Raw genomic sequence first — 22,497 nt, 5'->3', positions numbered from 1 at the left:
GGCAGGGTCATATCTTGTGTTTTTGGGTGCGTGCAACCAGCCGCCCCATAAGAATGATAACAACAACAAAGCCCCCAACCCCAACCCAGCGCCATGCGCCAAGATGGGCCAGCAAAGCCCCCCCAACGCGGAGGGAAAGCATGAACAGGGCTGTTGTCCAGATCAGGGTGGCGCAAAGAGTTGCCGCCGTAAAAACAGATAATCCCGCACGGAAAAAACCACATGCGGTGTAAAGGGGCAGGCGGGTGCCGGGAATAAAACGGCTGATGAACACAACCCCAAACAGGTTTTTGCTCAGCCACGCCTGCTGCGCCTGAGCAGAGGGAACGGTAATCCAGCGTTGTGCCGGGGGCCATTTGGCAGCAAGAGCGCCCAGTGCGTACAGACCCACATCCCCCAGAACAATACCGACATAAAGGGAGATCAGGGCCAGCGGGATGCTAATTGTGTGTAAATGGACCTGAATGGCCGTAATAACGGTTGCCGCATCTTCCAGCACAAAGGTGGCCAGAATAACAATCAGAACCTGCAAAAGAGGTTGAGTGGCGGTCAGTTCCAGAAAATGGTCAAGCACAACGGAGCCTGGTCTCCAACACGGCGGATATGTTCAGCTTTTGCTGAGAACCTGCGGCAACAGGCTCTTTTACGCGACGCATGTCAAGCTTTGGGGAGCAAAGGCGCACTCAGCACCGGCATATGCCGTTCTCCATAGTCTACTGTAGATTAAAGAGAACAACATAGCCTGACAGACGTGTAAAAGCAGGATAGTGTACATGCCTGTGTCGTCTGCAAAGCGGATCGTGCCTCATGTTACGTAGAAAGTTTTTGTCTGGGGGCGGCGCTCTGCTGGTGGCCCTGCCTGTTTGTGCGCGCAATGCGGCGCAGGGGGCGAGTGGTCGCTATGCTGCATTTCTGGCTGGGGTCCGGCGGGAGGCTGTGGCTCAGGGGGTTTCTGCCTCTGTGGTTGCGCAGGCGTTTGCGCATGTGTCTGCCCCCAACCCTAAAGTGTTGCAGGCAGACCGGCATCAGCCTGAATTCACCCTGACATGGGCACAGTATAAAGACCGCGTTCTGAGCGAGAAAAAACTGAACGATGGCCTCTCCGCCATTCAGCAGCGGGCGGACATGTTGGGGCAGATCAGCGGGCTGTATGGTGTGGGCAGGGGCGCCATTGCTGGCATATGGGGGCTGGAATCCGCTTACGGCACGCGTATGGGCACGTTTTCGGTTATCGATGCGCTGGCAACCCTTGCCTATGATGGCAGGCGGGCCAGCTTTTTCCGCACGGAATTGCTCAAAGCCCTTCATGTGGCCGAACAGGCGGGGGTGCCGCCAGCAAATATGCTTGGCAGCTACGCGGGGGCCATGGGGCAACCGCAGTTCATGCCCAGTGCGTATTTGCGCTATGCCGCAAGCTACCCCGCAGGCAGGCGGGTGGATATCTGGCATAATGAGGGGGATGTATTTGCCTCCATAGCCAATTATCTTGCCCGCTGTGGCTGGCAGGCCGGACAGCCCTGGGGGGAGGGTGTGGTTCTGCCCGATGCAATGGAGCAGTCCCTTCTGGGTCGCACCCATGTCAGACCGCTTGCGTGGTGGGTGCAGCAGGGGGTAAGGCCCCGTGCTGGAGAGTTTGATATGTCCGTGGGTGAAGGTGCGGTTATCCGCCCCGATGGACCGGGTGGCGAGGCATTTATTGTATACCATAATTTCAACGTGATCCGACGGTACAATCCATCAGATTTTTATGCATTGGCCGTAGGGCTTCTGGGTGATGCCATAACGTGAAAAAAGTCGTTTTCTGGGGTTGTCTGCTGCTGGCGTCGTGTTCTCCCGCGCCGTCATCCCATCCAGACGTGCATTATACCGTGGGGACTGCATGGCAGGTGCAGGGCCAATGGTTTTACCCGCGTGAGGAGTTTGCATGGCAGGGAACCGGCCTTGCCGTGCGCCAGAACGGGCGTGAGGGGGAGTTAACGGCCGATGGTGAGGTACGCAGCATGGCCACCATGACGGCAAGCCATCCTACGCTTCAGTTGCCTGCTATTGTGACCGTGACAAATCTGGAAAACGGGCGGCAGGTGCGTGTAAGGGTTAACGACCGTGGGCCTGCACAGTCTGGCCGTGCGCTGGCCCTGTCTACGCAGGCGGCCAATCTGCTTGGTATGGGGGCCAACCCCGCTCAGGTCAGGATTGTGGAGGACGAATCCGCAAGTCGCCAGTTGGCGGAAACCCTGCCCGGAGGTGTTGCCTTGCAGATTGCTTCTGCCCCAAGGGAGCAGGTTGTGCAGTCCAGCCTTGGTGGAGCAGGGGGGACTTCAGTCGTGGCAGTTGGTGGTGGGGCGGAGGCTCCCCCGGCCGCAGGCGGCGTAAGGCTGGCTGATATGCCGGTTGCTTACGCGCAGGGCTATGCGGCTCCGGGTATGCTGTGGGTGGAAACCATGGATTTTACCTCCCGCTCCGCAGCAATGATGCAGGCTGGCGGCCATGGTGGCGTGGTCAGGCCGGTAATGTCGGGCCAAAGCATGATGTGGGCTGTCCGGCAGGGACCGTTTGCGACTATAAGTGCCGCAGACGCAGCCCTTAAACGGGCATTGGCTCATGGGTTAAATGGTTCTCACATCGTCGTCGAATAGGGAATAGCATTGCAGACTCGACGGTTTTTACTCGCAGGGGGCGCGGCCCTTTTCTCTGGTGGGCTGGGGGAAGCGCTCGCACGCCCCCGGCATGGGGCGGCGTCTTCCGCCGTGCCTGCAACGCCCGCACCAGTTGGGGGCGTTGTGCCCGAAACACCTGCCTCCACCCCGGTGGGGCCGGTGGATACAATGGCGCGCTGGGCCTGTATTCTGGATTATGGCAGCGGTGCTGCCGTACTGGAAAAAAATGCGGATGAGCGCATGCCGCCATCCTCCCTTACCAAGATGATGACGGCTTATGTCACATTTGGCATGTTGCGGGCCGGGCGGCTCAAGCTGGACCAGATGTTGCCGGTGAGCGAGCGCGCATGGCGTATGCAAGGCTCCAAAATGTTTGTCCCGCTGGGGCAGAGCGTTGCCGTGCAAGACCTTATTCAGGGCATGGTCATCCAGTCCGGTAATGACGCGTGTATTGTGCTTTCCGAAGGGATTTCTGGCTCTCAGGAGCAGTTTGTGGCCCTGATGAACGATACGGCGGCCAAGCTGGGGCTGACCAATTCGCACTTTATGAATGCAACGGGCTGGCCTGCGGACAACCATTATATGTCTGCGCGGGATGTGGCGTATCTGGCGTTGCGCCTGATTCATGATTTTCCCGAATATTACCATTTCTTTTCTGAAAAAGAGTTTGTTTTTAACAAAATCCATCAGGAAAACCGCAATATTCTGGTGGTCAAGGGGCTGGCGGATGGCCTGAAGACCGGCCACACGGATGCAGGCGGGTTTGGTCTGTGCGCGTCCTCGGAGCGGGATGGGCGGCGTGTTATTATGGCCATTAACGGCCTGCCAAGCGATGGTGCGCGCGGGCGTGAAGGTGAGCGCCTGATGGGCTGGGCATTTGCGAATTTTGAAACCGCCCAGATCATCAACAAAGGCGAGATCGTGGAGCAGGCTCCTGTATGGATGGGGGCCAGCCAGACCGTGCCTCTGGTTGCCGCGCAGGAGTTCAGAATGCTGCTGCCCCATGGGTGGAAAAACAGCACGCATGTGGCCATTGACTATGATAGCCCGCTTATTGCGCCCGTGAGCGAAGGGCAGGTTGTGGGGCAGTTGAGCGTGGTTTTGCCCGGCGGCAGAAAAGCCAGCATTCCACTTGTGGCAGGGCAGGGTGTGCCCGCTCTTGGCCTGCTGGGGCGGGCCGCCAGACGGCTGCATCTGTAGTTATGATGTCTGGTCTGTTCATCACGCTGGAAGGGGGGGAGGGCGTTGGCAAGTCCACGCAGCTCCGCCTGCTCAGGGATGCCCTGCAATCGCAGGGGCATAAGGTGCTGGCTACGCGCGAGCCGGGTGGTTCCCCCGGGGCCGAGGACTTGCGGCAACTGCTGCTGTTCGGGAAGAACCCGCTCTCCCTCCGGGCGGAAATTCTAACGCATTTTGCTGCCCGGTTTGATCATGTGGATAAGGTTATTCGCCCTGCTCTGGCCGAGGGGCGGATTGTGCTGTGTGACCGGTTTACGGATTCCACCATGGCGTATCAGGGCTATGGACGGGCGGAGGGTGACCCGGCCATTCTGGACCTGATTGCGGTGTTGCAAAACCAGTTGGGTCTCACGCCGGACATGACTTTTCTGCTTCAGGCGCCAAGGGATGTTACACGCCAACGGCTGGCCGTGCGCGGGGTGCCAACAGACCGTTACGAACAGGCGGACGAGGGTTTCCACGCCCGTATTGCCGCAGGGTTTGGAGCCATAGCAGAGCGGCAGCCCCAACGCGTGAAATGCATTACAACGGCGAATTGCAGCGAAGAGGCTGTGAACAGCCTGATCATGAAGGAAATTTTGTCCAGATTATCCCATGTCTGATACCTCGGGCATGTCTGTGCGCATGGCGTCTCTCCAGTTATGCGGGCATGGTGCGGAACTGGCTTTGTTCCGCGAAGCACTGGCCAAAGGCCGCATGCCCCACGCATGGTTGGTGACTGGCCCACCGGGTATTGGCAAGGCTACGTTTGCATTTGCGCTGGCTCGCATTCTGCTGGGTGGGGAGGCGGAGGAGCACCCTGTTGGTCGCCGTATTTCCGCTGCAACACATGCTGACCTGCTGGTGGTCGAGCGTGGTTATGACGAAAAAAAACAGCGCTACCGGCAGGAAATTGTTGCCGATGATGTACGCCCCATCAACGCCTTTTTGCGCCGTACGGCGGCAGAGGGTGGCTGGCGCGTGGTTATTGTGGATGGTGCTGAGTGGATGAACCGCAGTGCAGCCAATGCGGTTCTTAAAATATTGGAGGAGCCGCCCCCGGCCACCGTTCTGGTTTTGACCAGTTCAGCACCGGGGCGTTTGTTGCCAACCATACGGAGCCGTTGCCGCAGGCTGGAACTTGCGCCTTTGCCTCAGGCGGATATGCGCCGGGTGCTGCATACATTATGGCCGGACCTGCCGGAGCAGGATTTTCTGCGTATTTTGTCACAATCGCATGGAGCGCCGGGTAAGGCTGTGGCATTGTTGGCAGATTCAGGTGGTGGTGTGGCCGCTCTGGTTGCCGAGGTCTTGCAGGGTGTTTCCGCCCTGCGCGGGTACGAAATTGCCGAAACTGTTCTGCGCAAGGATTACGGTTTTGGTCTCTTTTTTGCCCTTCTGGCGGACCAGTTGCAAAGCACGGCGCGGCAGGCTGCAAAGGCAGGCAGCAGCCAGTGCATAACCCTTGCCGCCGCATGGGAGCAGATTATGCGCGTTCATACCGAGACGGAACGCTTTAATCTGGATAAACAGGAAGCACTTATTGAAGCCATGACGATTGCGAGCCCAGAATGACCCGTCGTTTCTATGTGACTACCCCCATTTATTACGTGAACGGAGCACCGCATATCGGCCACGCCTACACGTCCATTGCTGCGGATGTTATGGCGCGTTTTCATCGTCTGGCGGGGGATGATGTTTTTTTTCTGACAGGCACGGACGAACACGGGCAAAAAGTGGAGCAGGCAGCGCAGGCTGCCGGTGTGGCCCCCAAGGAATTTGCGGATAGTGTTTCGGCCAATTTCCGCTCCATGGCCGATGCCATGGCTATTTCGTACGATGATTTTATTCGCACTACGGAGCCGCGGCATATTGCCAGCGCACAGGCCCTTTGGCGCAAGGTGGCTGATAACGGCGCCATTTATCTGGATGCGTACGAAGGTTGGTACGCCCTGCGTGATGAATGTTTTTATGGCGAAGATGAACTGGTTACCGGCCCGGATGGCAAAAAAGTTGCTCCCACAGGTGCTCCTGTGGAGTGGGTTAAGGAACCATCCTATTTTTTCCGCCTTGCCGATTATCAGGACCGCCTGCTTGAACTGTATGAACAGCACCCGGAATTCCTTGGTCCACATGGCGCACGCAACGAAATTATCAGCTTTGTCAAACAGGGGTTAAGGAACCTCTCCATCAGCCGCACGAGCTTTAAGTGGGGCATTCCCGTACCGGGGGATGACCAGCACGTTATGTATGTGTGGTTTGATGCGCTGGCCAATTACCTGAGCGCGCTAGGCTACCCGGATACAGATGCGCCACGTATGGCGTACTGGCCTGCGAGCCTGCATCTTGTGGGTAAGGATATTGCCCGCTTCCATGCCATTTACTGGCCCGCCTTCCTTATGGCTGCGGGGATTGAGCTACCCAAAAAGGTTTTTGCCAACGGCTGGTGGACCATTGAAGGCCAGAAAATGAGCAAATCCCTGGGTAATGTGGTGGACCCAAGGGAACTGGTGGCTGATTTTGGGCTGGATGCAGTTCGGTTTTTTGTGCTGCGTGAAGTGCCTTTTGGCGGGGATAGTGACCTGTCCCGCAAGGCGCTGATTACGCGCAATAATGTGGAGCTTGCCAACGATCTGGGCAATCTGGCGCAGCGGACCCTCTCTTTGGTTGCGCGCAACTGTGGGGGTATTCTGCCCGAACGGCGGACCTTAACGGAAGAGGACCAGAAGCTTCTGGGGCAGGTGAATGTGCTGCTACAGCTTCTGGCCGCACAGTTTGAGCGGTGTGCGCTCACCGATGCGCTCGAAGATGTGTGGAAGGTAATCCGCGCCTGTAACGCCTATATCGACCATCAGGCGCCATGGGCGCTGCGCAAGACCGATGTGGAGCGTATGGCCGATGTGCTGCGTGTTCTGCTGGACGCGCTACGCGGTATTGCCACCATGCTTCAGCCCTTCATGCCACACAGCATGGCCCGCATGCTTGACCAGCTTGGCGTGGCGGAGGACGAGCGGACATTTGCAGCCCTTGAGGTGATTTTGCCCGGTGGGCGGCAACTGCCTGCGCCGCAGGGTATTTTCCCCCGTTATGTTGAACCGGAGCCGTCATGACCAATGCAACCATGCCCGGATTGATCGACTCCCATTGCCATCTTGACCATTTTTCGGACGAGGAACTGCCTGTTCTGCTCAATGCCGCCAAAGATGCGGGGCTGAGTGGCATGGTCACTATTGGCACCCGTCTGGCCCATGCCGCGGAGCAGAAGCGCCTGACCGGCTTCAGCAGCCCGGATATGCGGGTATGGTGCACGGTTGGCACACACCCCGACCATGTGGAGGAAACTCCCGTACCGCAGTTGCAGGATATTGTGGCGCTGGCCGATGCCCCGGAGGTGATTGGGATAGGGGAGACGGGGCTGGATTATTTTCATGGGCAGGAAAATGTACGCCCGCTCCAGCAGGAGAACTTCCGTAGGCATATTCAGGCCTCTCGGGAGCTGGATATTCCCGTTATTATCCATGCGCGGCAGGCGGATGCGGATGTGGCCGCTATTTTGGAGGATGAGTCCGCCAAAGGGGCTTTTCCTATTCTGCTGCACTGCTTTGCCTCTGGCCCGGATCTGGCCCGGCGGGTCGTGGCTCTTGGGGGGTATGTCAGTTTTTCAGGCATTGCGACATTCCCCAAGTGTGAGGAAATCCGTGCCGTTGCCCGTGAACTCCCCATAGACCGTATTCTGGTCGAAACAGATGCCCCGTATCTGGCGCCCGTGCCCCAGCGTGGCAAACGGAACCAGCCTGCTTTTGTGGCACACACGGCGGGCCGTATAGCGCGCGAGCGTGATCTGGATGTGGCGGTGTTTGCTGAACATACAACACGCAATTTCCAGCGGTTGTTCCGCAAGGCACGCTAGAGCGGGAGAGAGCCGGGTATGAAGGTTAATGTGCTGGGGTGTGGCGGCTCATCTGGTGTGCCTGCCTTGGGTGGGGTGGATGGGCGTGGCCAATGGGGTGCGTGCGACCCGGCCGAACCGCGTAACAGACGCTCCCGCGCATCCATTTTTTTACAGATGGAGAATGGGGCGGGTGTGCTGGTTGATACAGGACCAGACCTGCGCGCCCAGTTGCTTGGGCAGGGAATTAGTGCGTTTGAAAATGTGATCTACACCCACGCACATGCTGACCACGTTGCAGGTATTGATGAGCTAAGGGGCGTTAACCGCCAGATTGGCAAAGCCATTAACGCCTATGGTACGCCCGAGGTGCTGGGAGAACTGCAGGAGCGGTTTGGTTATGTTTTCAAGCCGAACACAACGCCCTATTTTTTTCGTGCGGCATTGGATGCCCAGCCTGTTGTGCTGGGGCAGCCCGTAAACATTGGTGGCTACACGTTTACCCTGTTTGAGCAGAACCACGGTTATGTTTCGTCCACGGGCATTCGTTGCGGGGTGTTTGCCTACAGTACGGATGTTGTGGAACTTCCAGAAGAGTCCGTGGAGTGCCTGCGGGGCGTGCATACATGGATGGTGGACTGTTTTCAAAAAACACCACACGGTGCCCATGCCTGGTTGGACCGGGTGCTGGAGTGGAAAGCGCTGATCCAGCCTGAGCGCATCGTTCTGACCCATATGGGGGCGGATATGGACTGGGGCTGGATGCAGGATAATCTTCCGCAGGGAATGGAAGCCGCGTGGGATGGCATGAGCTTTGAACTCCCCGACCCTCCTCATGCTTTGTAAAAAAGAGGGGCGGGGAGTTTTTTCCCCAAATGGGATTTAGCGGCTCATCAGCACTGTAATGCTCGCGCTTTCCAGCACGTGGCGGGTTACGCCGCCCAGAATAAGCTGCCGCAGGCGGGAGTGCGAATAAGCCCCCATAGCCAGCATGTCGGCCTCGAACTCCCGGCAGGCGGCCAGCAGGCCTTTGCCCACATCGCGCTCAACAGGCTGAAACTCGACCGCGTCTGCCTTAATGCTATGAGCGGCCAGATACTCCACCACGTCTTTTGCGCTGGGGCCACGGCGCTGGTAGTCGCCGCAGTGCAACACCCGCACGGCTTCGGCCGTTTGCGCCCATGCCAGTGCGCCACGGAGGGCGGAGGAGGATTCCGCCGTTCCATTCCAGCCAATGCAGACACGCTTGATCAGCCCCACCGGCGCGGTGCGTGGGGCCATGACCACGGGGCGTCCGCTGTCAAACAGAACGGCATGCAGTGTTTCGGATGAGGAGACCTCATCCCCGGAATCGGGGTGGGGTACCAAAGTAAAGTCAGACAGGCGGGCCTGAGCGGGAATAATTTCGCTTTCGGGGCCACGGGCCACAGTAAAGCTTATGCTTGGGGCATCTTCGGGATAAGCGCTGTGCAACGGCACAACCTTAATATCGGGGTTTTCCGCGGCATAACGTTCGAACAGCGTGTGGACGTCATGGGCATGGCGCGCACTTTCGTGATCAGCCGAGCGCATAAGGTCTTCCACCATGGCGCCAGACATGCCCTCGCCAGCCAGCGGGGCAATGTCGCGCCCGTCGGGGCGAACGTGCAGAACGGCAAGATGCGCGCCAAAGCGGCGGGCAAAGTTGCCGCCACGGACCAGAGCGGCCTCGGCATTGGACGTGCTGGGGAGTGGTAGCAGAATTTTGCGGACGTCTTTCATCGTGTCGCTCCTTTACTATCTGTGTGCGCAGTGCGCGGAATGGCGGCAGATATGGCCTGATCGCTTATGGATATAACCGCGTGACGTCCCATCCGTTCCCTTGGTGTTCCCATATGGCCCTGTCATGCAGGCGGTATGGGCGTTCCTGCCAGAATTCAAAATGCTGCGGGCAGACCCGGTAGCCAGACCAGTTTTTGGGGCGGGGAATGGGGCCGTTCCCAAACTCGGCTTCTGCATTTTTCAGGCGTTGCTCAAAAATATCACGGTCAGCCAGTGGGCGCGACTGGTCGGAGGCAATGGCCCCAAGGCGGGAGACGCGGCTCCGACTCGCAAAATAAGCGTCTGCTTCCTCATGGGAGACTTCAGAAATATCGCCTTCGATTCGAATCTGGCGGCGCAGGCTCTTCCAGTAAAAGAGCAGGGACGCGCACGGATTGGTCGCGAGTTCGCGCCCTTTGCGGCTGAACATGTTGGTGTAAAAGACAAACCCCCTGCGGTCATGCCCCTTGAGCAGAACAACACGGGCGGAGGGGCGGCCTTCTGCCGTGGCCGTGGCCAGCACCATGGCGTTGGGGTCACAGGGTTCCGCTTTTTCGGCGTCCTGCATCCATGCGTCAAAGAGCGTGAACGGGTCCGCGCTCAGGTCGATCAGGGGCTGATCGGTAAAGGGGACGGAGGGGGCGGCTGTGTCTGTTTCCGGCATGGTTCGGACTCTTGTCTAAATGTCATGGAAAGGGGCGTTGCTCGCTTTCGTGTGTGATTCCATACTCCTGCCCGATGCGAGTTAAAAGCACGGCCATGCGTCTTTGGGCTTGTTTCACGCGCCGGTGTATGCGACCACGCCTACAGAAAACCCAGAATTTTTTCCGAAACAAGTAGGTTGAGGTTCCCACATGTCTTCTCCCAACGCCGAGCTGCCCGCAAAAGGTACGCTGATGAAGGGCAAAAAAGGTCTGGTGATGGGTGTTGCCAATGACCGCTCTCTCGCATGGGGCATTGCATCCGCAGTGGCCGCGCAGGGGGGCGAACTGGCATTTACCTATCAGGGCGAGGCGTTGGGCAAGCGCGTGCAGCCTCTGGCGGAAAGTGTTGGTGCCAAGCTGGTTCTGCCATGCGATGTAACCGATGATGCGGCCATAGACGAAACATTTGCCACAATCGAACGCGAATGGGGCGAGCTGGACTTTGTTGTTCACGCCATTGGCTGGGCCGACAAGCAGTTCCTGCGTGGCCGTTACGTGGATACCCCGCGGGATGCGTTCCTGACTGCGCTGGATATTTCGTGCTATTCCTTTACAGCAGTCGCACGCCGTGCCGCAGGGTTGATGAAGAACGGCGGTTCGCTGCTGACTCTGAGCTACTTAGGGGCCGAGCGCGTTATGCCCCATTACAATGTGATGGGCGTTGCCAAGGCAGCTCTTGAGGCTTCCGTGCGTTACATGGCCGCAGACCTTGGGTCTGAGGGTATTCGTGTGAACGCGGTTTCCGCCGGGCCGGTCAAAACGCTGGCTGCCAGTGGTATTGGCGATTTCCGCTATATTCTGAAGTGGAACCAGTACAACGCACCACTGGAACGCAATGTGATGCTTGAAGAAGTGGGTGGGGCAGGGCTTTATATGCTCTCCGACCTGTCCTCCGGTGTTACTGGCGAAGTGCACCATGTGGATTGTGGGTACAACACGGTTGGTATGAAAAACCCGACCGCCCCCGATATTTCCGTTGCCGGAGACTAAGCACCGCCGTGTCCTACAATACTTTCGGGCATATGTTCCGGGTTACAACGTGGGGCGAAAGCCATGGCCCCGCGATTGGCTGTGTTATTGACGGTTGTCCGCCGCGTATTGCGCTGAGTGAGGCTGATATTCAGCCTTTTCTCGACCGCAGGCGGCCGGGGCAGTCGGCATTTACCACGCAGCGGCAGGAACCTGATCAGGTTCGTATTCTGTCTGGTGTGTTTGAGGGGCAGACGACCGGCACCCCCATTGCCCTGATGATTGAGAACACGGATCAGCGTTCGCGCGATTATGGCGATATTGCCCAGACCTATCGCCCCGGCCACGCTGACCTTGTTTATGATCTGAAATACGGCATTCGGGATTATCGGGGTGGCGGGCGTTCCTCCGCGCGGGAGACGGCCTGCCGCGTTGCCGCAGGGGCTGTGGCCCGCAAGGTGCTGGGGAGTGGTGTGCAGGTGCGTGGCGCCCTTGTCCAGCTTGGCCCCAAGGATATTGACCGGACCCGCTGGGACTGGGCGGAAGTGGAACGCAACCCGTTCTTTGCCCCCGATGCCGGAGTGGTGGAGGACTGGGCGGAGTATCTGGCAGGCATTCGCAAAGATGGTTCGTCCATTGGTGCGGTGATCGAGATTGTAGCCGATGGTGTGCCAGCAGGGCTGGGTGCTCCCATCTACGGCAAGCTTGATGCGGACATTGCCGCAGCGTTTATGAGCATTAACGCCGTTAAAGGGGTGGAAATTGGCGATGGTTTTGCCTCCGCCGCCCTGACCGGGCCAGAAAATGCGGATGCCCTGTTCATGCGTCAGGGCGCATTGGAGTTTGGTTCCAACCACGCAGGCGGTGTTCTGGGTGGCATTTCCAGCGGTCAGCCCGTGGTCGCCCGCTTTGCGGTCAAACCGACCAGTTCCATGCTGACCCCCGTGCCGTCTATTACAAGGGACGGGGTGGAAACACAGGTCATTACCAAAGGGCGGCATGACCCATGCGTGGGCATTCGCGCGGTACCCGTAGGGGAAGCCATGATGGCCTGCGTGCTGGCCGACCATCTGCTCCGCCACCGTGGGCAGGTAGGGGATAACCCTACCCGAGCAGGGCGGCCTCCAGCGTAATTGGCGCCCTGAACAGCTTGGACACAGGGCACCCTTCCTTGGCTTTGTTGGCCAGTTCCAAAAACTGCGGTTGCGTGGCGTTGGGGACTTTGGCCTTGAGGGTCAGAGCGATGGACGTAATTGCAAAACCTTCATCCGTTTTGCTCAGGCTGACATCCGCCTGTGTATCTATGGAGGTTGCTGTTAGCCCCGCATCCCCCAAAATGAGCGACAGGGCCATGGAAAAACAGGCCGCATGAGCCGCCCCCAGAAGTTCTTCAGGGTTGGTGCCGGGCTGCCCTTCAAAGCGGGTGTTAAAGCCATAAGGCTGCTGGGTTAATGCCCCACTCTGGGTGGAAACGGTCCCTTTGCCAGTTTTAATAGCACCTTCCCAATGGGCGCTGCCATGTTTGGTTATGTGGCTCATGCTGGTTTTATCCTTTTCCGTGTGTCCGATATATTTTCTCGAACATCGTATAGGGAGCCAACGCCTTGGTGGGTAATAAAGTTCACACCGGGTGCGCTGCTCTCGCAGAGATGAAAAGGTGTTTGGGCCAGAATGTGCCTATACTGCGTTCAATAATATAGCCGTGAATGTTCTGTAAAACCTTGCAAGCAGGCAGGAGTAGGGGCATTCCGGCTTATATCTTTGGCCCCGTTTCCATGCGCAGGCGCTGTGGGCGAGGCTGATAACGCGGAGACCATAATGAGTTCCACCACGACCGATACCGCTTCTTCCGTTGATGTCGTCCTGATCGGCGGCGGCGTCATGAGTGCTACGTTGGGGACATTGCTGCGGCAACTCCAGCCTGACTGGAGCATCAGCGTTTTTGAGCGTCTGGGCAGCGTTGCGGAAGAAAGCTCCAATGCGTGGAATAATGCAGGTACCGGGCATTCCGCTCTGTGCGAACTAAACTATACCCCCCAGGGGGCTGACGGTACGGTGGATATTACCAAGGCCGTGGGAGTGAACGAACAGTTCCAGATTTCTCGCCAGTTCTGGTCCTATCTGGTGGAAAACCAGATTATTGTCTCGGCCAAAAACTTTTTAACGCCTGTCCCGCATATGAGCTTTGTCTGGGGGGACGATAACGTGGCGTTCCTGCGCAAACGTTACGAAGCACTCTCCCAGCATCCGCTGTTTTCGGGCATGGAATATACGGAAGATACAGCCCAGATTACGCAGTGGGCACCGCTGATCATGCGTGACCGGCCCGCCGGGCAAAAACTGGCTCTGACCCGCAGCCTCAAGGGCACGGATGTTAATTTTGGGGCGCTTACCCGCCTTTTGTTCACCTACCTTGCCAGCACTCCGGCCTGTACACTGCACACCCAGCATGAAGTGAGTGATATTGCCCGCAATGGCGCTGATGGCTGGAAGCTGAAAGTGCGCGACCTGCGCCAGAACACCCAGCGTGAGGTTCATGCGCGGTTTGTCTTTATCGGCAGTGGTGGGGGCGCTCTTTCCCTGCTGCAAAAAACCGGCATACCCGAGGCGCGTGGCGTTGGTGGTTTTCCGGTTAGCGGGCAGTTCCTGCGTTGCACCAACCCGGACCTGATTGCACAGCACCACGCCAAGATTTACGGCAAGGCATCCGTGGGGGCGCCCCCCATGTCCGTTCCGCATCTTGATACGCGCATGATTGATGGCAATCCCGCATTGCTCTTTGGCCCCTATGCCGGGTTTTCCACACGCTTTTTGAAGCAGGGTTCCCTTATGGATCTGCCGCTGTCTGTACGTGCGGACAATATTGGTCCCATGCTGGCTGTTGCGCGCGACAACTGGGCTTTGACCAAATACCTGATCGAGCAGGTTATGCAGACGCAGGGTGCACGGATTAAAGCGTTGCAGGACTTTATTCCCAACGCGCAGGCCAAGGATTGGGAACTGGTTGTGGCGGGCCAGCGTGTGCAGATTATTAAAAAGGATGCCGCCAAAGGTGGTGTTCTGCAATTTGGTACGGAAGTGATCGCCAGCGAGGATGGCTCTGTCGCGGCTCTGCTGGGGGCATCCCCCGGTGCATCCACTGCGGCCCCGATTATGCTGAACGTTCTACAGAAATGCTTCCCGACCAAAATGCCGGAATGGACGGACAAGCTGCGCCAGATTATTCCGTCCTTCGGACAAAAACTCGCCCGTCACCCTGATATGTGCGAAGCGATTTTTGATAAAACAACGCAGGTACTGGGCCTTATCCAGTAATCTGAAGGTTCCCCCGTATTCTGGTCATACGGGGGAGCAGCCATAGCCTGACTTCAGTCAGATATGCTCATATCCGCACGGTTCCACCAGTGGGTCTGCTGGGGTGTGGTGTGGGGAATAAAGTCTGCCGGATCGCCCTCAAAGCTGACTGTGTTGGTGGGCGTTTCCTCAATGCTCAGTTCAGAGCAATATAAAACCCCGCCTTCTGCTTGCAAAAAGGCATTGACCTTGGCCATGAGCAGGCAGGTCATCAGTTCAGTTGTTGGGTCACCCGGCGTGACCACAATGCGCGCGGCCCGTGCGGGTTCGTGCGTTTTGAACCACGCCAGAAGCGGGTCATCTCCGGCAAGCTGGAAGGCGTGGTCCAGCCGTTCATCCACAAATCGGTGCCAGGTCTGTTTGGCTTTTTGAAACGAGACCGGCATGTTTCCAGCCCCGTCCAGCCGGGTCGGGCTGGTGGGTTTAAGCCGAACGGTTACAAACTCGTTGTGGCCATGGGGCAGGGCGCAGCTCTCGCTGGCACCGTGGATAAGGCGGTGGCCCATGGAAAAACGACGTGTAAAAATAAGGTCAGGCATGCTGGTCTTCTGCTTTGTAGGCTTCCCATCCTGCGCGGCGGAGCTGGCAGGCAGGGCAGGTGCCACAACCGTACCCCCATGCATGGCGCACATTGCGTTCGCCCATATAGCAGGTATGGCTTTCGTGGTTGATGAGTGTGACCAAAGGTGCACCGCCCAACTCTTCCGCCATGACCCATGTTTCGGCCTTATCCAGCCACATCAGGGGCGTGTGCAGGACGTAGCGGCGTTCCATGCCCAGATTAAGGGCGACCTGTAGGGCTTTTATGGTGTCGTCCCGGCAGTCGGGGTAGCCGGAATAATCGGTTTCACACACACCTGTTACAATGTGGCGTATGCTCCGGCGTGCAGCGAGGGCTGCGGAAAATGTTAAAAAAATCAGGTTGCGGCCGGGCACAAACGTGTTGGGCAGACCGTTCTGGGTCATTGCAATTTCGGCATCACGTGTGAGCGCTGTGTCAGAAATATCGTTCAGGGCATGCAGGGGCAGGGTGTGGTCTGGCCCCAGACGTTCTTTCCATTGCGGGTTCTGGGCTGCCAGCCCGTCCCGTATGCTCTGGCGGCATTCCAGTTCAATGGCGTGGCGCTGACCATAGTCAAAGCCCACGGTTTCCACGTGTTTGAAGCGCGATAACGCCCATGCCAGACACGTTGCGGAATCCTGCCCACCGGAAAAAAGTACAAGAGCGGATTCGGTCTGTTCCTTGGAGGACAGGGGCATGATCAGGGTATTCCCGTCAGCTTATGGGTTTGCAGGGACAAAGCCCATTGGGGGTTTTGCAGGCAGTAGGCAATGGCGGCCTGTGTATTGGCCGCCTGCGCCGGACCATCCATTGGCTGTAGCCAGAAATGCGAAAAATCCAGCCCGGCCACATTAGTCGGATCCAGCCCTGCCTGAGGGTAGACCAGTTTGAGTTCAGCACCATGGGTTTGCACCAGTGGTGCCCCGGCCTTGGGGCTGATGCACAGCCAGTCTATACTTGGGGGAGCCTGTACGGTGCCGTTACTTTCCACGGCAATAAAAAAACCTCTGGCATGCATGGCGGCAATAAGCGGTGCATCAAGCTGGAGCAGGGGTTCCCCCCCCGTAAAGACCACCAGAGGGCGAGCGCGGGGATTAGGGGCAGATTCCGGCCAGAACCCGGCAATACGGTCGGCCAGTTCCTCTGCGGTGTGGAACCGGCCACCACCGCTGCCATCGGTGCCAATAAAGTCGGTATCGCAAAACTGGCAGGTGGCCTGTGCTCTGTCCTCTTCCCGGCCGGACCAAAGGTTGCAGCCGGTAAAGCGGCAGAACACGGCCACGCGCCCTGCCTGCCCGCCTTCGCCCTGCAGGGTCAGAAAAATTTCTTTAACTGAGTAAACCATTGAGAGTCTTACAGGCCGATCCCGGTCGTATGCATGCCCAGATTGTCCAGCAAGGCCCGATCACGCTGGGCTTGCGGGTTGGGGGTGGTCAGCAGCCGTTCTCCATAGAAAATGGAGTTTGCACCCGCCAGAAAACACAGGGTCTGTGTTTCGTCATTCATGTTTTCACGCCCTGCGGCAAGGCGTACGCGGCTTTTGGGCATGGTAATGCGGGCGGCGGCAATCATACGCACAAAGTCCAGAGGGTGTACTTCATCCGCTTTGGCCAGTGGTGTGCCTTCCACGCGTACCAGCAGGTTGATCGGTACGCTTTCGGGGTGGGCTGGCATGTTGGCCAGTGCTGCAATCAGGCCTGCGCGGTCGGTTTCGTTCTCGCCCATGCCCACAATGCCACCACAGCAGACATTAATCCCCGCATCACGGACATTGGAGAGCGTGTCCAGCCGTTCCTGATAGGTGCGGGTGGTGATGATCTGGCCATAATATTCGGGGGAGGTATCGATATTATGGTTATAAAAATCCAGACCGGCCTGCTTTAGCCTTTGGGCCTGCGCATCATCGAGCATGCCAAGAGTTACGCAGGTTTCCATTCCCAGTTCTTTAACGCCTTCGATCATGGCGCAGACTGTTTCCATGTCCCGTTCTTTGGGGGTGCGCCAAGCGGCACCCATGCAAAAACGGCTGGCCCCGGCGGCTTTGGCTTTTCTGGCTTCAACCAGCACGTTTTCGATCGCCATAAGCTTTTCAGCTTTTACGCCGTCTTCGTGCAAAGCGCTCTGGGGGCAGTAGGCGCAATCCTCCGGACAGCCTCCGGTCTTGATCGACAGAAGGGTGGAGATTTGTATCTCGGTCGGATCAAATGTTGCGCGGTGAATCGCTTGGGCCTGAAACATCAGTTCAGGGAACGGAAGATCAAGCAGCGCCTGCACTTCGGCAACGCTCCAGTCATGGCGTATGTCCAGAGCTGGAGTGGTGGGGCGGGAAAAAGAGGGCGAACCATCAGGCATGGAATGTCAACCGAACCAGATATGCTAGAGGAAAGAGCAGTGCAGCATATCGTGTTTGCACCGTCAAAGCCAGTTTTTAGCAGATGCATGAAGGGGGGCATCTGCACGTCCCGCCTTCACAACGGACGTAAAGTGTTTGAATACTGGTGCCACGTTAAGTCGAACACAAAAACCATAAGGTGGGTATGATGACAAAAACAAAATCGGTTCTGGGTGTGGCGCTGGCCATGGGCGCACTTGGCGCGCTTGCCGCATGCGACCAGCACCCGCAGGAGCGTTCTGGTCGCGGCGTGGGGCTTTTGCGCATGCCCAACCCGGCTTCGGTTTACTGCGTTAAAAAAGGCGGGGAACTGAAGATGGAAACAACGGATAAAGGGCAGGTCGGATATTGCCATCTCCCCGATGGCAGCGTGGTTGAGGAATGGACGCTGTTCCGGCAGGAGCACCCCCGCCAAGCCGATTAAACGGCAAGACAGGAGACGTTTTTGATGAGTCGCCCTCCTTTTCCACCGTTTGATGCCGTAACTGCTGCACAAAAAGCCCGCATGGCAGAGGATGCATGGAACTCCCAGCAGCCAGAAAAGGTTGCCCAAGCCTATACGTTGGACAGCGAATGGCGGAACCGGACAGACTTTGTGCGGGGGAGGGCGGAAATTGTTGCGTTTCTGGCCCGTAAATGGGCGGACGAACTGGATTACAGGCTGATCAAGGAGGTCTGGGCATTCCGGGAAAACCGTATTGCCGTACGCTTTGCCTATGAGTGGCATAATGCGGCGGGCTTGTGGTTTCGTTCCTACGGGAATGAGAACTGGGAGTTTGATGCTGCCGGGCTTATGCACCGGCGGCATGCATCCATTAACGATCTGGCTATTACCAATGCCGAGCGGCTGTTCCACTGGCCAAAGGGCCGCAGGCCGGACGCACACCCGGGCTTGAGCGAACTGGGTTTGTAAGTCGTAGGAAATACACCACGGCCCGGCATGGGCAGGGCCGGTGGTCTGCGCTTGTATCTGCCCGTTCTGGGGCCGTTTTGCACAGATGAAACCAGAGAGTGCGGATGCCCTGTTTGCGCTTATTGAATAGCATAGAGCGCAAGGTGGAATGAATAGGGCGCGCCAGAGTGGTTTTGGGCACGATCTGCGGCCAAAACCTGTTTTGGGGCATAACGGTGGGGGCAGATCTGTGCTAGGTAAACGCACTTCTCCAACTGACCCCACCGGCAAGTCGTGGTGGATAAAACCGGAAAATTGAAGATGACAGTCCTGCCGACTTTCAGTGACGTGGTTGCGGCTTCTGCCAGAATAAAGGGGCAGGCCCATCGCACACCTGTTCTGAGGTCGCGCTATTTTAACGCGTTGAGCGGTGTGGAGCTGTTCTTTAAGGCGGAAAATTTCCAGCGGGTCGGAGCTTTCAAGTTCAGGGGCGCGACCAATGCAATTCTGGCGTTGCCAGAAGCTGTGCGACGGAAAGGGATTGTGGCTTTTTCCTCCGGCAATCATGCACAGGCCATTGCCTGCGCCGCGCGTGAGGCCGGAGTGCCTGCGGTTATTGTTATGCCGACCGATGCCCCCGCCATGAAGCTGGCCGCAACCCGTGGATACGGGGCAGAGGTTGTGACCTATGACCGGTATTCTCAGGACCGGGAGGAAATTGCAGCCCGCCTTGTGGCGGAACGGGGTGGGACTTTGCTGCCCTCTTTCAATCACCCGGATATTATTGCGGGGCAGGGTACGGCAGCACTGGAACTGCTGGAAGAGACAGGGCCGCTGGACGCATTGTTTGTGCCTGTTGGCGGCGGTGGTCTGGTCTCGGGTAGTGCGCTTGTCGCGCATGAGGTCGCGCCGGACTGCGCGGTGATTGGCGTAGAACCCGCAGCGGGGGATGATGCCCGGCAGTCCATGGCCGCAGGGCATATTGTAAAAATTGCCGCACCGCGCACCATTGCAGATGGCGCGCAGACAACAAGCGTGGGCGACATAACATTCGCACTCATGCAGCGGTATGTCCGCGACATTGTAACTGTGGACGATGCTGCTTTGGTCACAACAATGCGCCTGCTGGCAGAGCGGATGAAAATTCTGGTTGAACCCACAGGCTGCCTTGCTCCAGCAGCCGCTCTTGCCGCGGCTCCGCAATGGCGGGGGCGACGTGTGGGGGTGCTTTTGTCGGGTGGGAATATCGACATCAACAGATTTGCCCAGCTTGTCAGCTAAGGCGGCCAGAGACGGGTTTCTGGCTTGGGTGGAGGGGGGACTATGACGGCGTTATTGCATCGCACCGATGACGAAATTCTTGATATGTTTCCACGCCTGAAAAACCTTGGCGCGAGTGCATTTGGTGAAGATGCCGATACTTTTGGTGAAACACTGTATGACGTTATTCACGATGAACCGTACACGCGGGATCTGACGTTTAAGGTTCAGGCGGTTAACGAATTACAGGTATTGCTGGCTTACAGCAATGAAGACGTGCAGCGGGTCAGCGCCGTTGTGCTGGGTATAGACCCGACAGCAGATGTTCAGGACCCACCTGAGTGGGGCAATTTTCCAAACCTGTGGGCATTCTGGTGTGCTGTCCTGTTCAGTTTCCAGAATGACCCCGAAGTGGAAGCCGGCAAAAGGATTGAGCTGGAACCATTAGACCATCTGGGGGCGGGTGGTTATGTGCTGTCCAACCATGTCGCTCTCACGGATGAGCGCATCACGTATCGGTTCATCGTGGAAAAACGGCCAGCAGTCTCATGCTTCATATCGGCGGAAGAGGCGGAGAATGTCATTGGTGAGATACTCGAAAAAAACGCCGATAAAATCGATGACTGGCTCAAAACCGCAAGAGTGGGAGCCAAACTGGAGATTGGAGGCCCCGTTTCGGAAGAGGGGGCGTTTGTCATCCATGCCGCAGACCGGACACGCAGGCGCGCACGATACATTCAGGTTGCTATCGTCAATAAAGTATTGAACGGGATGGCCTATTATATCCATACCATCAAGCTGTATTGAGTCTGACGCTTGGGTCATCCCATCAGGGGGCGAACTTCACCCTGGACATCTTAGCTTTATGGGCACAGCTAAAAGTTGCATAAGATATATTATGCCAACAAAATTGGGTGTGCGTGGGTGATCATGAGATCGCGCTTGCGGGGTCATATAGTCGTTCAGATCCGCTTCGATGTGTGGAGAAAATGGTGCTGATGCATAGCTATTTGCGCCCCAGATGACCCGTTGGCGCTGGCGCGTGCCGGAGATAATGAGATAATTGTGTCATCCCCCGGCCATGCATGGTCGGCTACCATGATTTCCAACCAATACACACAATAAAATCGTGCAATGCGGGCTGCGGTGGGGAGGATTGTCTATTTTTATGTGTTGTTATTGCCCGAATATATCTATAAGGGGTCGTTAAATAAGGTTCTGTCATTCACTGTGGTGGGTTGTGGATATTTTGTCTTCTGGCAATACAGGTGTTGTAGAGCAGTTGCGCGCCGTGCAGGACGACCCAGTTCGCCTGCTGCGCACAGCGCATGAACTGCTTGGCAACAGGCTGGCGATCATGTCGTCTTTTGGCGCGGAATCTGCCCTTTTGCTCGCCTTTGTGGCTGAGGCCGACCCGGATATGAAAGTCCTTTTCCTCAATACAGGCAAGCATTTTCCCCAGACACTCACATATCGCCGCGAACTGGCCGATGCTCTGGGGTTAACAAATGTTGAGGATATAGGCCCCTCACCAGAACAGGTCAGCGACCGTGACCCCACGGGGGAACTCTGGGCGTTTGACCCCGATGCCTGCTGCAACCTGCGCAAGGTGGAGCCGTTACGTGTTGCATCCTTGCCGTATGACGTGCTGGTCACCGGTCGCAAGCGTGGGCAGGCCGCCACACGCGCCACAATGACCATTGTGGAAGAGCGTGATGATGGCCAATTACGGATTAACCCGCTGGCATTCTGGAGCGCGCAGGATATTGCAGCTGAAATGCAGCGCCGGGCCTTACCGCCCCATCCACTTGTGGCAGAAGGATACCTGTCCATCGGGTGTGCGCCATGCACACGTCCGGTGGATGGGCGTGAAGATGCCCGGTCGGGCCGCTGGTCCGGCCTGAACAAAACCGAGTGCGGAATTCACATAGCGGGCTGACCCGCTATGCCGTGCTTGAGGAATTAGCCTTACCCGTCAAAACTACAGGGTCGTGGAACATGGATCATCTTGATCAACTGGAAGCTCAGAGCGTTTTTATTCTGCGGGAGGCTTATCGTAAGCTGAAGCCGCTAGCCATGCTGTGGTCATTGGGTAAAGATTCCAATGTTATGGTCTGGCTTGCCAAAAAGGCGTTCCTCGGGCGGGTCCCCTTCCCTGTTATGCATGTGGATACGGGGAAGAAATTCCCCGAAATGTACCAGTTCCGTGACGAATATACCAAAAAATGGGAGCTGGACCTGCTGCTGGGCGACTGCCCGCCAGTAGAGGAAATGGACCCCTCCCTGCCGCCCGCCGCCCGTTCCGCCGCGCGTAAGACCGCAGGTCTTGCCGCCATGATCGAAAAGCACAAATTACAGGGTGTTATTGCCGGGATCCGGCGTGACGAGCAGGGTACCCGCGCCAAGGAACGTGTGTTTAGCCCGCGTGGTGCAAGCCACAAATGGGACATTCGCAACCAGCCGCCCGAATTCTGGGACCAGTATGCCACCCCGCACGAAGAGGGCATGCATATTCGTGTGCATCCGCTTCTCTCCTGGCGGGAGATTGATATCTGGCGCTACATTGAGCGCGAAGGCATTCCGCTGGTTGACCTGTATTTTGCCAAAAATGGCAAGCGTTACCGTTCCTTGGGCGATGCGGACATTACCTCCCCTGTGGAAAGCAATGCCGCCACTCTGGCAGAAGTGATCGCGGAGTTGGAAACAACCAAAACGTCTGAACGCTCGGGCCGGGCCATGGATCATGAATCCGAGGATGCCTTTGAACGCCTGCGTGTTGCTGGTTATCTCTGATAGAGTG

The 22,497-nt window shown here is 57.4% G+C and carries 25 protein-coding genes and 1 pseudogene; 18 read left to right on the top strand and 8 right to left on the bottom strand.

Features of this window, described 5'->3' with window-relative positions; all coding sequences use genetic code 11:
• Positions 1-7: 7 nt before the first annotated feature.
• Positions 8-574: a DedA family protein gene (locus tag AABE20_RS01080; RefSeq protein ID WP_338331433.1), complete on the bottom strand. Its 567-nt coding sequence runs from the start codon at positions 572-574 to the stop codon at positions 8-10.
• 233 nt (positions 575-807) lie between these two features.
• On the opposite strand from AABE20_RS01080, the gene AABE20_RS01075 reads away from it, so the two are divergent.
• The 8 genes from AABE20_RS01075 to AABE20_RS01040 all read left to right on the top strand — a co-directional run bounded on the left by AABE20_RS01075 (position 808) and on the right by AABE20_RS01040 (position 8,610).
• On the top strand, positions 808-1,788 hold the full coding sequence (locus tag AABE20_RS01075; RefSeq protein ID WP_338331432.1) for a lytic murein transglycosylase: 981 nt from the start codon (positions 808-810) through the stop codon (positions 1,786-1,788).
• A gap of 80 nt (positions 1,789-1,868) precedes the next feature.
• Positions 1,869-2,636, top strand: coding sequence for a septal ring lytic transglycosylase RlpA family protein (locus AABE20_RS01070; RefSeq protein WP_338331431.1), 768 nt, complete (start codon positions 1,869-1,871; stop codon positions 2,634-2,636).
• Positions 2,637-2,645: 9 nt separating this feature from the next.
• Complete coding sequence (locus AABE20_RS01065; RefSeq protein ID WP_338331430.1) at positions 2,646-3,857, top strand: D-alanyl-D-alanine carboxypeptidase family protein; 1,212 nt, start codon at positions 2,646-2,648, stop codon at positions 3,855-3,857.
• Between the two features lie 2 nt (positions 3,858-3,859).
• On the top strand, positions 3,860-4,498 hold the full coding sequence (gene tmk, locus AABE20_RS01060; protein WP_338331429.1) for a dTMP kinase: 639 nt from the start codon (positions 3,860-3,862) through the stop codon (positions 4,496-4,498).
• Positions 4,491-5,450 carry a DNA polymerase III subunit delta' gene (locus tag AABE20_RS01055; protein ID WP_338331428.1) on the top strand — a complete coding sequence of 320 codons (960 nt, stop codon included), beginning with the start codon at positions 4,491-4,493 and terminating at the stop codon, positions 5,448-5,450. The genes tmk and AABE20_RS01055 overlap by 8 nt, the downstream gene beginning before the upstream one ends.
• On the top strand, positions 5,447-6,985 hold the full coding sequence (gene metG, locus AABE20_RS01050) for a methionine--tRNA ligase (protein WP_338331427.1): 1,539 nt from the start codon (positions 5,447-5,449) through the stop codon (positions 6,983-6,985). The genes AABE20_RS01055 and metG overlap by 4 nt, the downstream gene beginning before the upstream one ends.
• Before the next feature lie 11 nt (positions 6,986-6,996).
• Positions 6,997-7,785 (top strand): TatD family hydrolase, encoded by a 789-nt coding sequence (locus tag AABE20_RS01045; protein ID WP_338331846.1) that lies wholly within the window; start codon positions 6,997-6,999, stop codon positions 7,783-7,785.
• 18 nt (positions 7,786-7,803) lie between these two features.
• Positions 7,804-8,610, top strand: coding sequence for an MBL fold metallo-hydrolase (locus tag AABE20_RS01040; RefSeq protein ID WP_338331426.1), 807 nt, complete (start codon positions 7,804-7,806; stop codon positions 8,608-8,610).
• A gap of 36 nt (positions 8,611-8,646) precedes the next feature.
• Here the strand turns inward: AABE20_RS01040 and AABE20_RS01035 are convergent, their stop codons facing one another.
• Together AABE20_RS01035 and pdxH are read right to left on the bottom strand one after the other, a co-directional pair.
• Positions 8,647-9,525 (bottom strand): universal stress protein, encoded by an 879-nt coding sequence (locus AABE20_RS01035; RefSeq protein WP_338331425.1) that lies wholly within the window; start codon positions 9,523-9,525, stop codon positions 8,647-8,649.
• Positions 9,526-9,589: 64 nt separating this feature from the next.
• Positions 9,590-10,228, bottom strand: a complete 639-nt coding sequence (gene pdxH, locus AABE20_RS01030) for a pyridoxamine 5'-phosphate oxidase (protein ID WP_338331424.1) — start codon at positions 10,226-10,228, stop codon at positions 9,590-9,592.
• 190 nt (positions 10,229-10,418) lie between these two features.
• Here pdxH and fabI point away from each other — a divergent pair, with 190 nt between their 5' ends.
• Both fabI and aroC read left to right on the top strand, forming a co-directional pair.
• Complete coding sequence (gene fabI / locus AABE20_RS01025; protein WP_338331423.1) at positions 10,419-11,258, top strand: enoyl-ACP reductase FabI; 840 nt, start codon at positions 10,419-10,421, stop codon at positions 11,256-11,258.
• An 8-nt stretch (positions 11,259-11,266) separates the two neighbouring features.
• Positions 11,267-12,370, top strand: a complete 1,104-nt coding sequence (aroC, locus tag AABE20_RS01020; RefSeq protein ID WP_338331422.1) for a chorismate synthase — start codon at positions 11,267-11,269, stop codon at positions 12,368-12,370.
• Here the strand turns inward: aroC and AABE20_RS01015 are convergent.
• Entirely contained in the window at positions 12,342-12,776 is a 435-nt protein-coding gene (locus tag AABE20_RS01015) for an OsmC family protein (protein WP_338331421.1), read from the bottom strand. The two genes, aroC and AABE20_RS01015, sit on opposite strands and share 29 nt — an antisense overlap.
• Positions 12,777-13,025: 249 nt before the next feature.
• Between AABE20_RS01015 and AABE20_RS01010 the strand changes: the two genes are divergently transcribed.
• A complete protein-coding gene (locus AABE20_RS01010) occupies positions 13,026-14,552 on the top strand; it encodes a malate:quinone oxidoreductase (protein WP_338331420.1) in 1,527 nt (508 codons plus the stop codon).
• 53 nt (positions 14,553-14,605) lie between these two features.
• Here AABE20_RS01010 and AABE20_RS01005 read toward each other — a convergent pair whose 3' ends face one another.
• The 4 genes from AABE20_RS01005 to bioB are packed head-to-tail and all read right to left on the bottom strand — an operon-like array spanning position 14,606 to position 17,505.
• Entirely contained in the window at positions 14,606-15,130 is a 525-nt protein-coding gene (locus tag AABE20_RS01005; protein WP_338331419.1) for a 6-pyruvoyl trahydropterin synthase family protein, read from the bottom strand.
• The gene (queC, locus tag AABE20_RS01000) at positions 15,123-15,851 is read right to left on the bottom strand and encodes a 7-cyano-7-deazaguanine synthase QueC (protein WP_338331418.1); all 729 of its coding nucleotides are present in this window, start codon (positions 15,849-15,851) and stop codon (positions 15,123-15,125) included. The genes AABE20_RS01005 and queC overlap by 8 nt, the downstream gene beginning before the upstream one ends.
• A 2-nt stretch (positions 15,852-15,853) precedes the next feature.
• Positions 15,854-16,498 (bottom strand): 7-carboxy-7-deazaguanine synthase, encoded by a 645-nt coding sequence (gene queE / locus AABE20_RS00995; RefSeq protein WP_338331417.1) that lies wholly within the window; start codon positions 16,496-16,498, stop codon positions 15,854-15,856.
• A gap of 8 nt (positions 16,499-16,506) precedes the next feature.
• Entirely contained in the window at positions 16,507-17,505 is a 999-nt protein-coding gene (gene bioB, locus AABE20_RS00990) for a biotin synthase BioB (protein WP_338331416.1), read from the bottom strand.
• A gap of 188 nt (positions 17,506-17,693) precedes the next feature.
• On the opposite strand from bioB, the gene AABE20_RS00985 reads away from it, so the two are divergent.
• The 7 genes and pseudogenes from AABE20_RS00985 (at position 17,694) to cysD (ending at position 22,490) form a co-directional block, all read left to right on the top strand.
• Complete coding sequence (locus AABE20_RS00985) at positions 17,694-17,969, top strand: putative hemolysin (protein WP_338331415.1); 276 nt, start codon at positions 17,694-17,696, stop codon at positions 17,967-17,969.
• 24 nt (positions 17,970-17,993) lie between these two features.
• Positions 17,994-18,458 carry a nuclear transport factor 2 family protein gene (locus AABE20_RS00980; protein WP_338331414.1) on the top strand — a complete coding sequence of 155 codons (465 nt, stop codon included), beginning with the start codon at positions 17,994-17,996 and terminating at the stop codon, positions 18,456-18,458.
• Between the two features lie 300 nt (positions 18,459-18,758).
• The gene (locus AABE20_RS00975) at positions 18,759-19,718 is read left to right on the top strand and encodes a threo-3-hydroxy-L-aspartate ammonia-lyase (protein WP_338331413.1); all 960 of its coding nucleotides are present in this window, start codon (positions 18,759-18,761) and stop codon (positions 19,716-19,718) included.
• 84 nt (positions 19,719-19,802) lie between these two features.
• Positions 19,803-20,132 (top strand): annotated as a pseudogene (locus tag AABE20_RS14355) (hypothetical protein); the annotation flags it as partial.
• Entirely contained in the window at positions 20,109-20,504 is a 396-nt protein-coding gene (locus AABE20_RS14350; protein ID WP_408740647.1) for an RNase A-like domain-containing protein, read from the top strand. The pseudogene AABE20_RS14355 and the gene AABE20_RS14350, both read left to right, overlap by 24 nt.
• Positions 20,505-20,937: 433 nt before the next feature.
• On the top strand, positions 20,938-21,636 hold the full coding sequence (locus AABE20_RS00965) for a phosphoadenylyl-sulfate reductase (protein WP_338331411.1): 699 nt from the start codon (positions 20,938-20,940) through the stop codon (positions 21,634-21,636).
• Between the two features lie 59 nt (positions 21,637-21,695).
• Positions 21,696-22,490, top strand: coding sequence for a sulfate adenylyltransferase subunit CysD (gene cysD, locus AABE20_RS00960; RefSeq protein ID WP_048853880.1), 795 nt, complete (start codon positions 21,696-21,698; stop codon positions 22,488-22,490).
• The last annotated feature ends 7 nt before the right edge of the window (positions 22,491-22,497 follow it).

The sequence above is a fragment of the Acetobacter zythi genome (assembly GCF_963921165.1).
Classification (GTDB): Bacteria; Pseudomonadota; Alphaproteobacteria; order Acetobacterales; family Acetobacteraceae; genus Acetobacter.
This window is presented reverse-complemented; position numbering and strand designations above follow the sequence as displayed.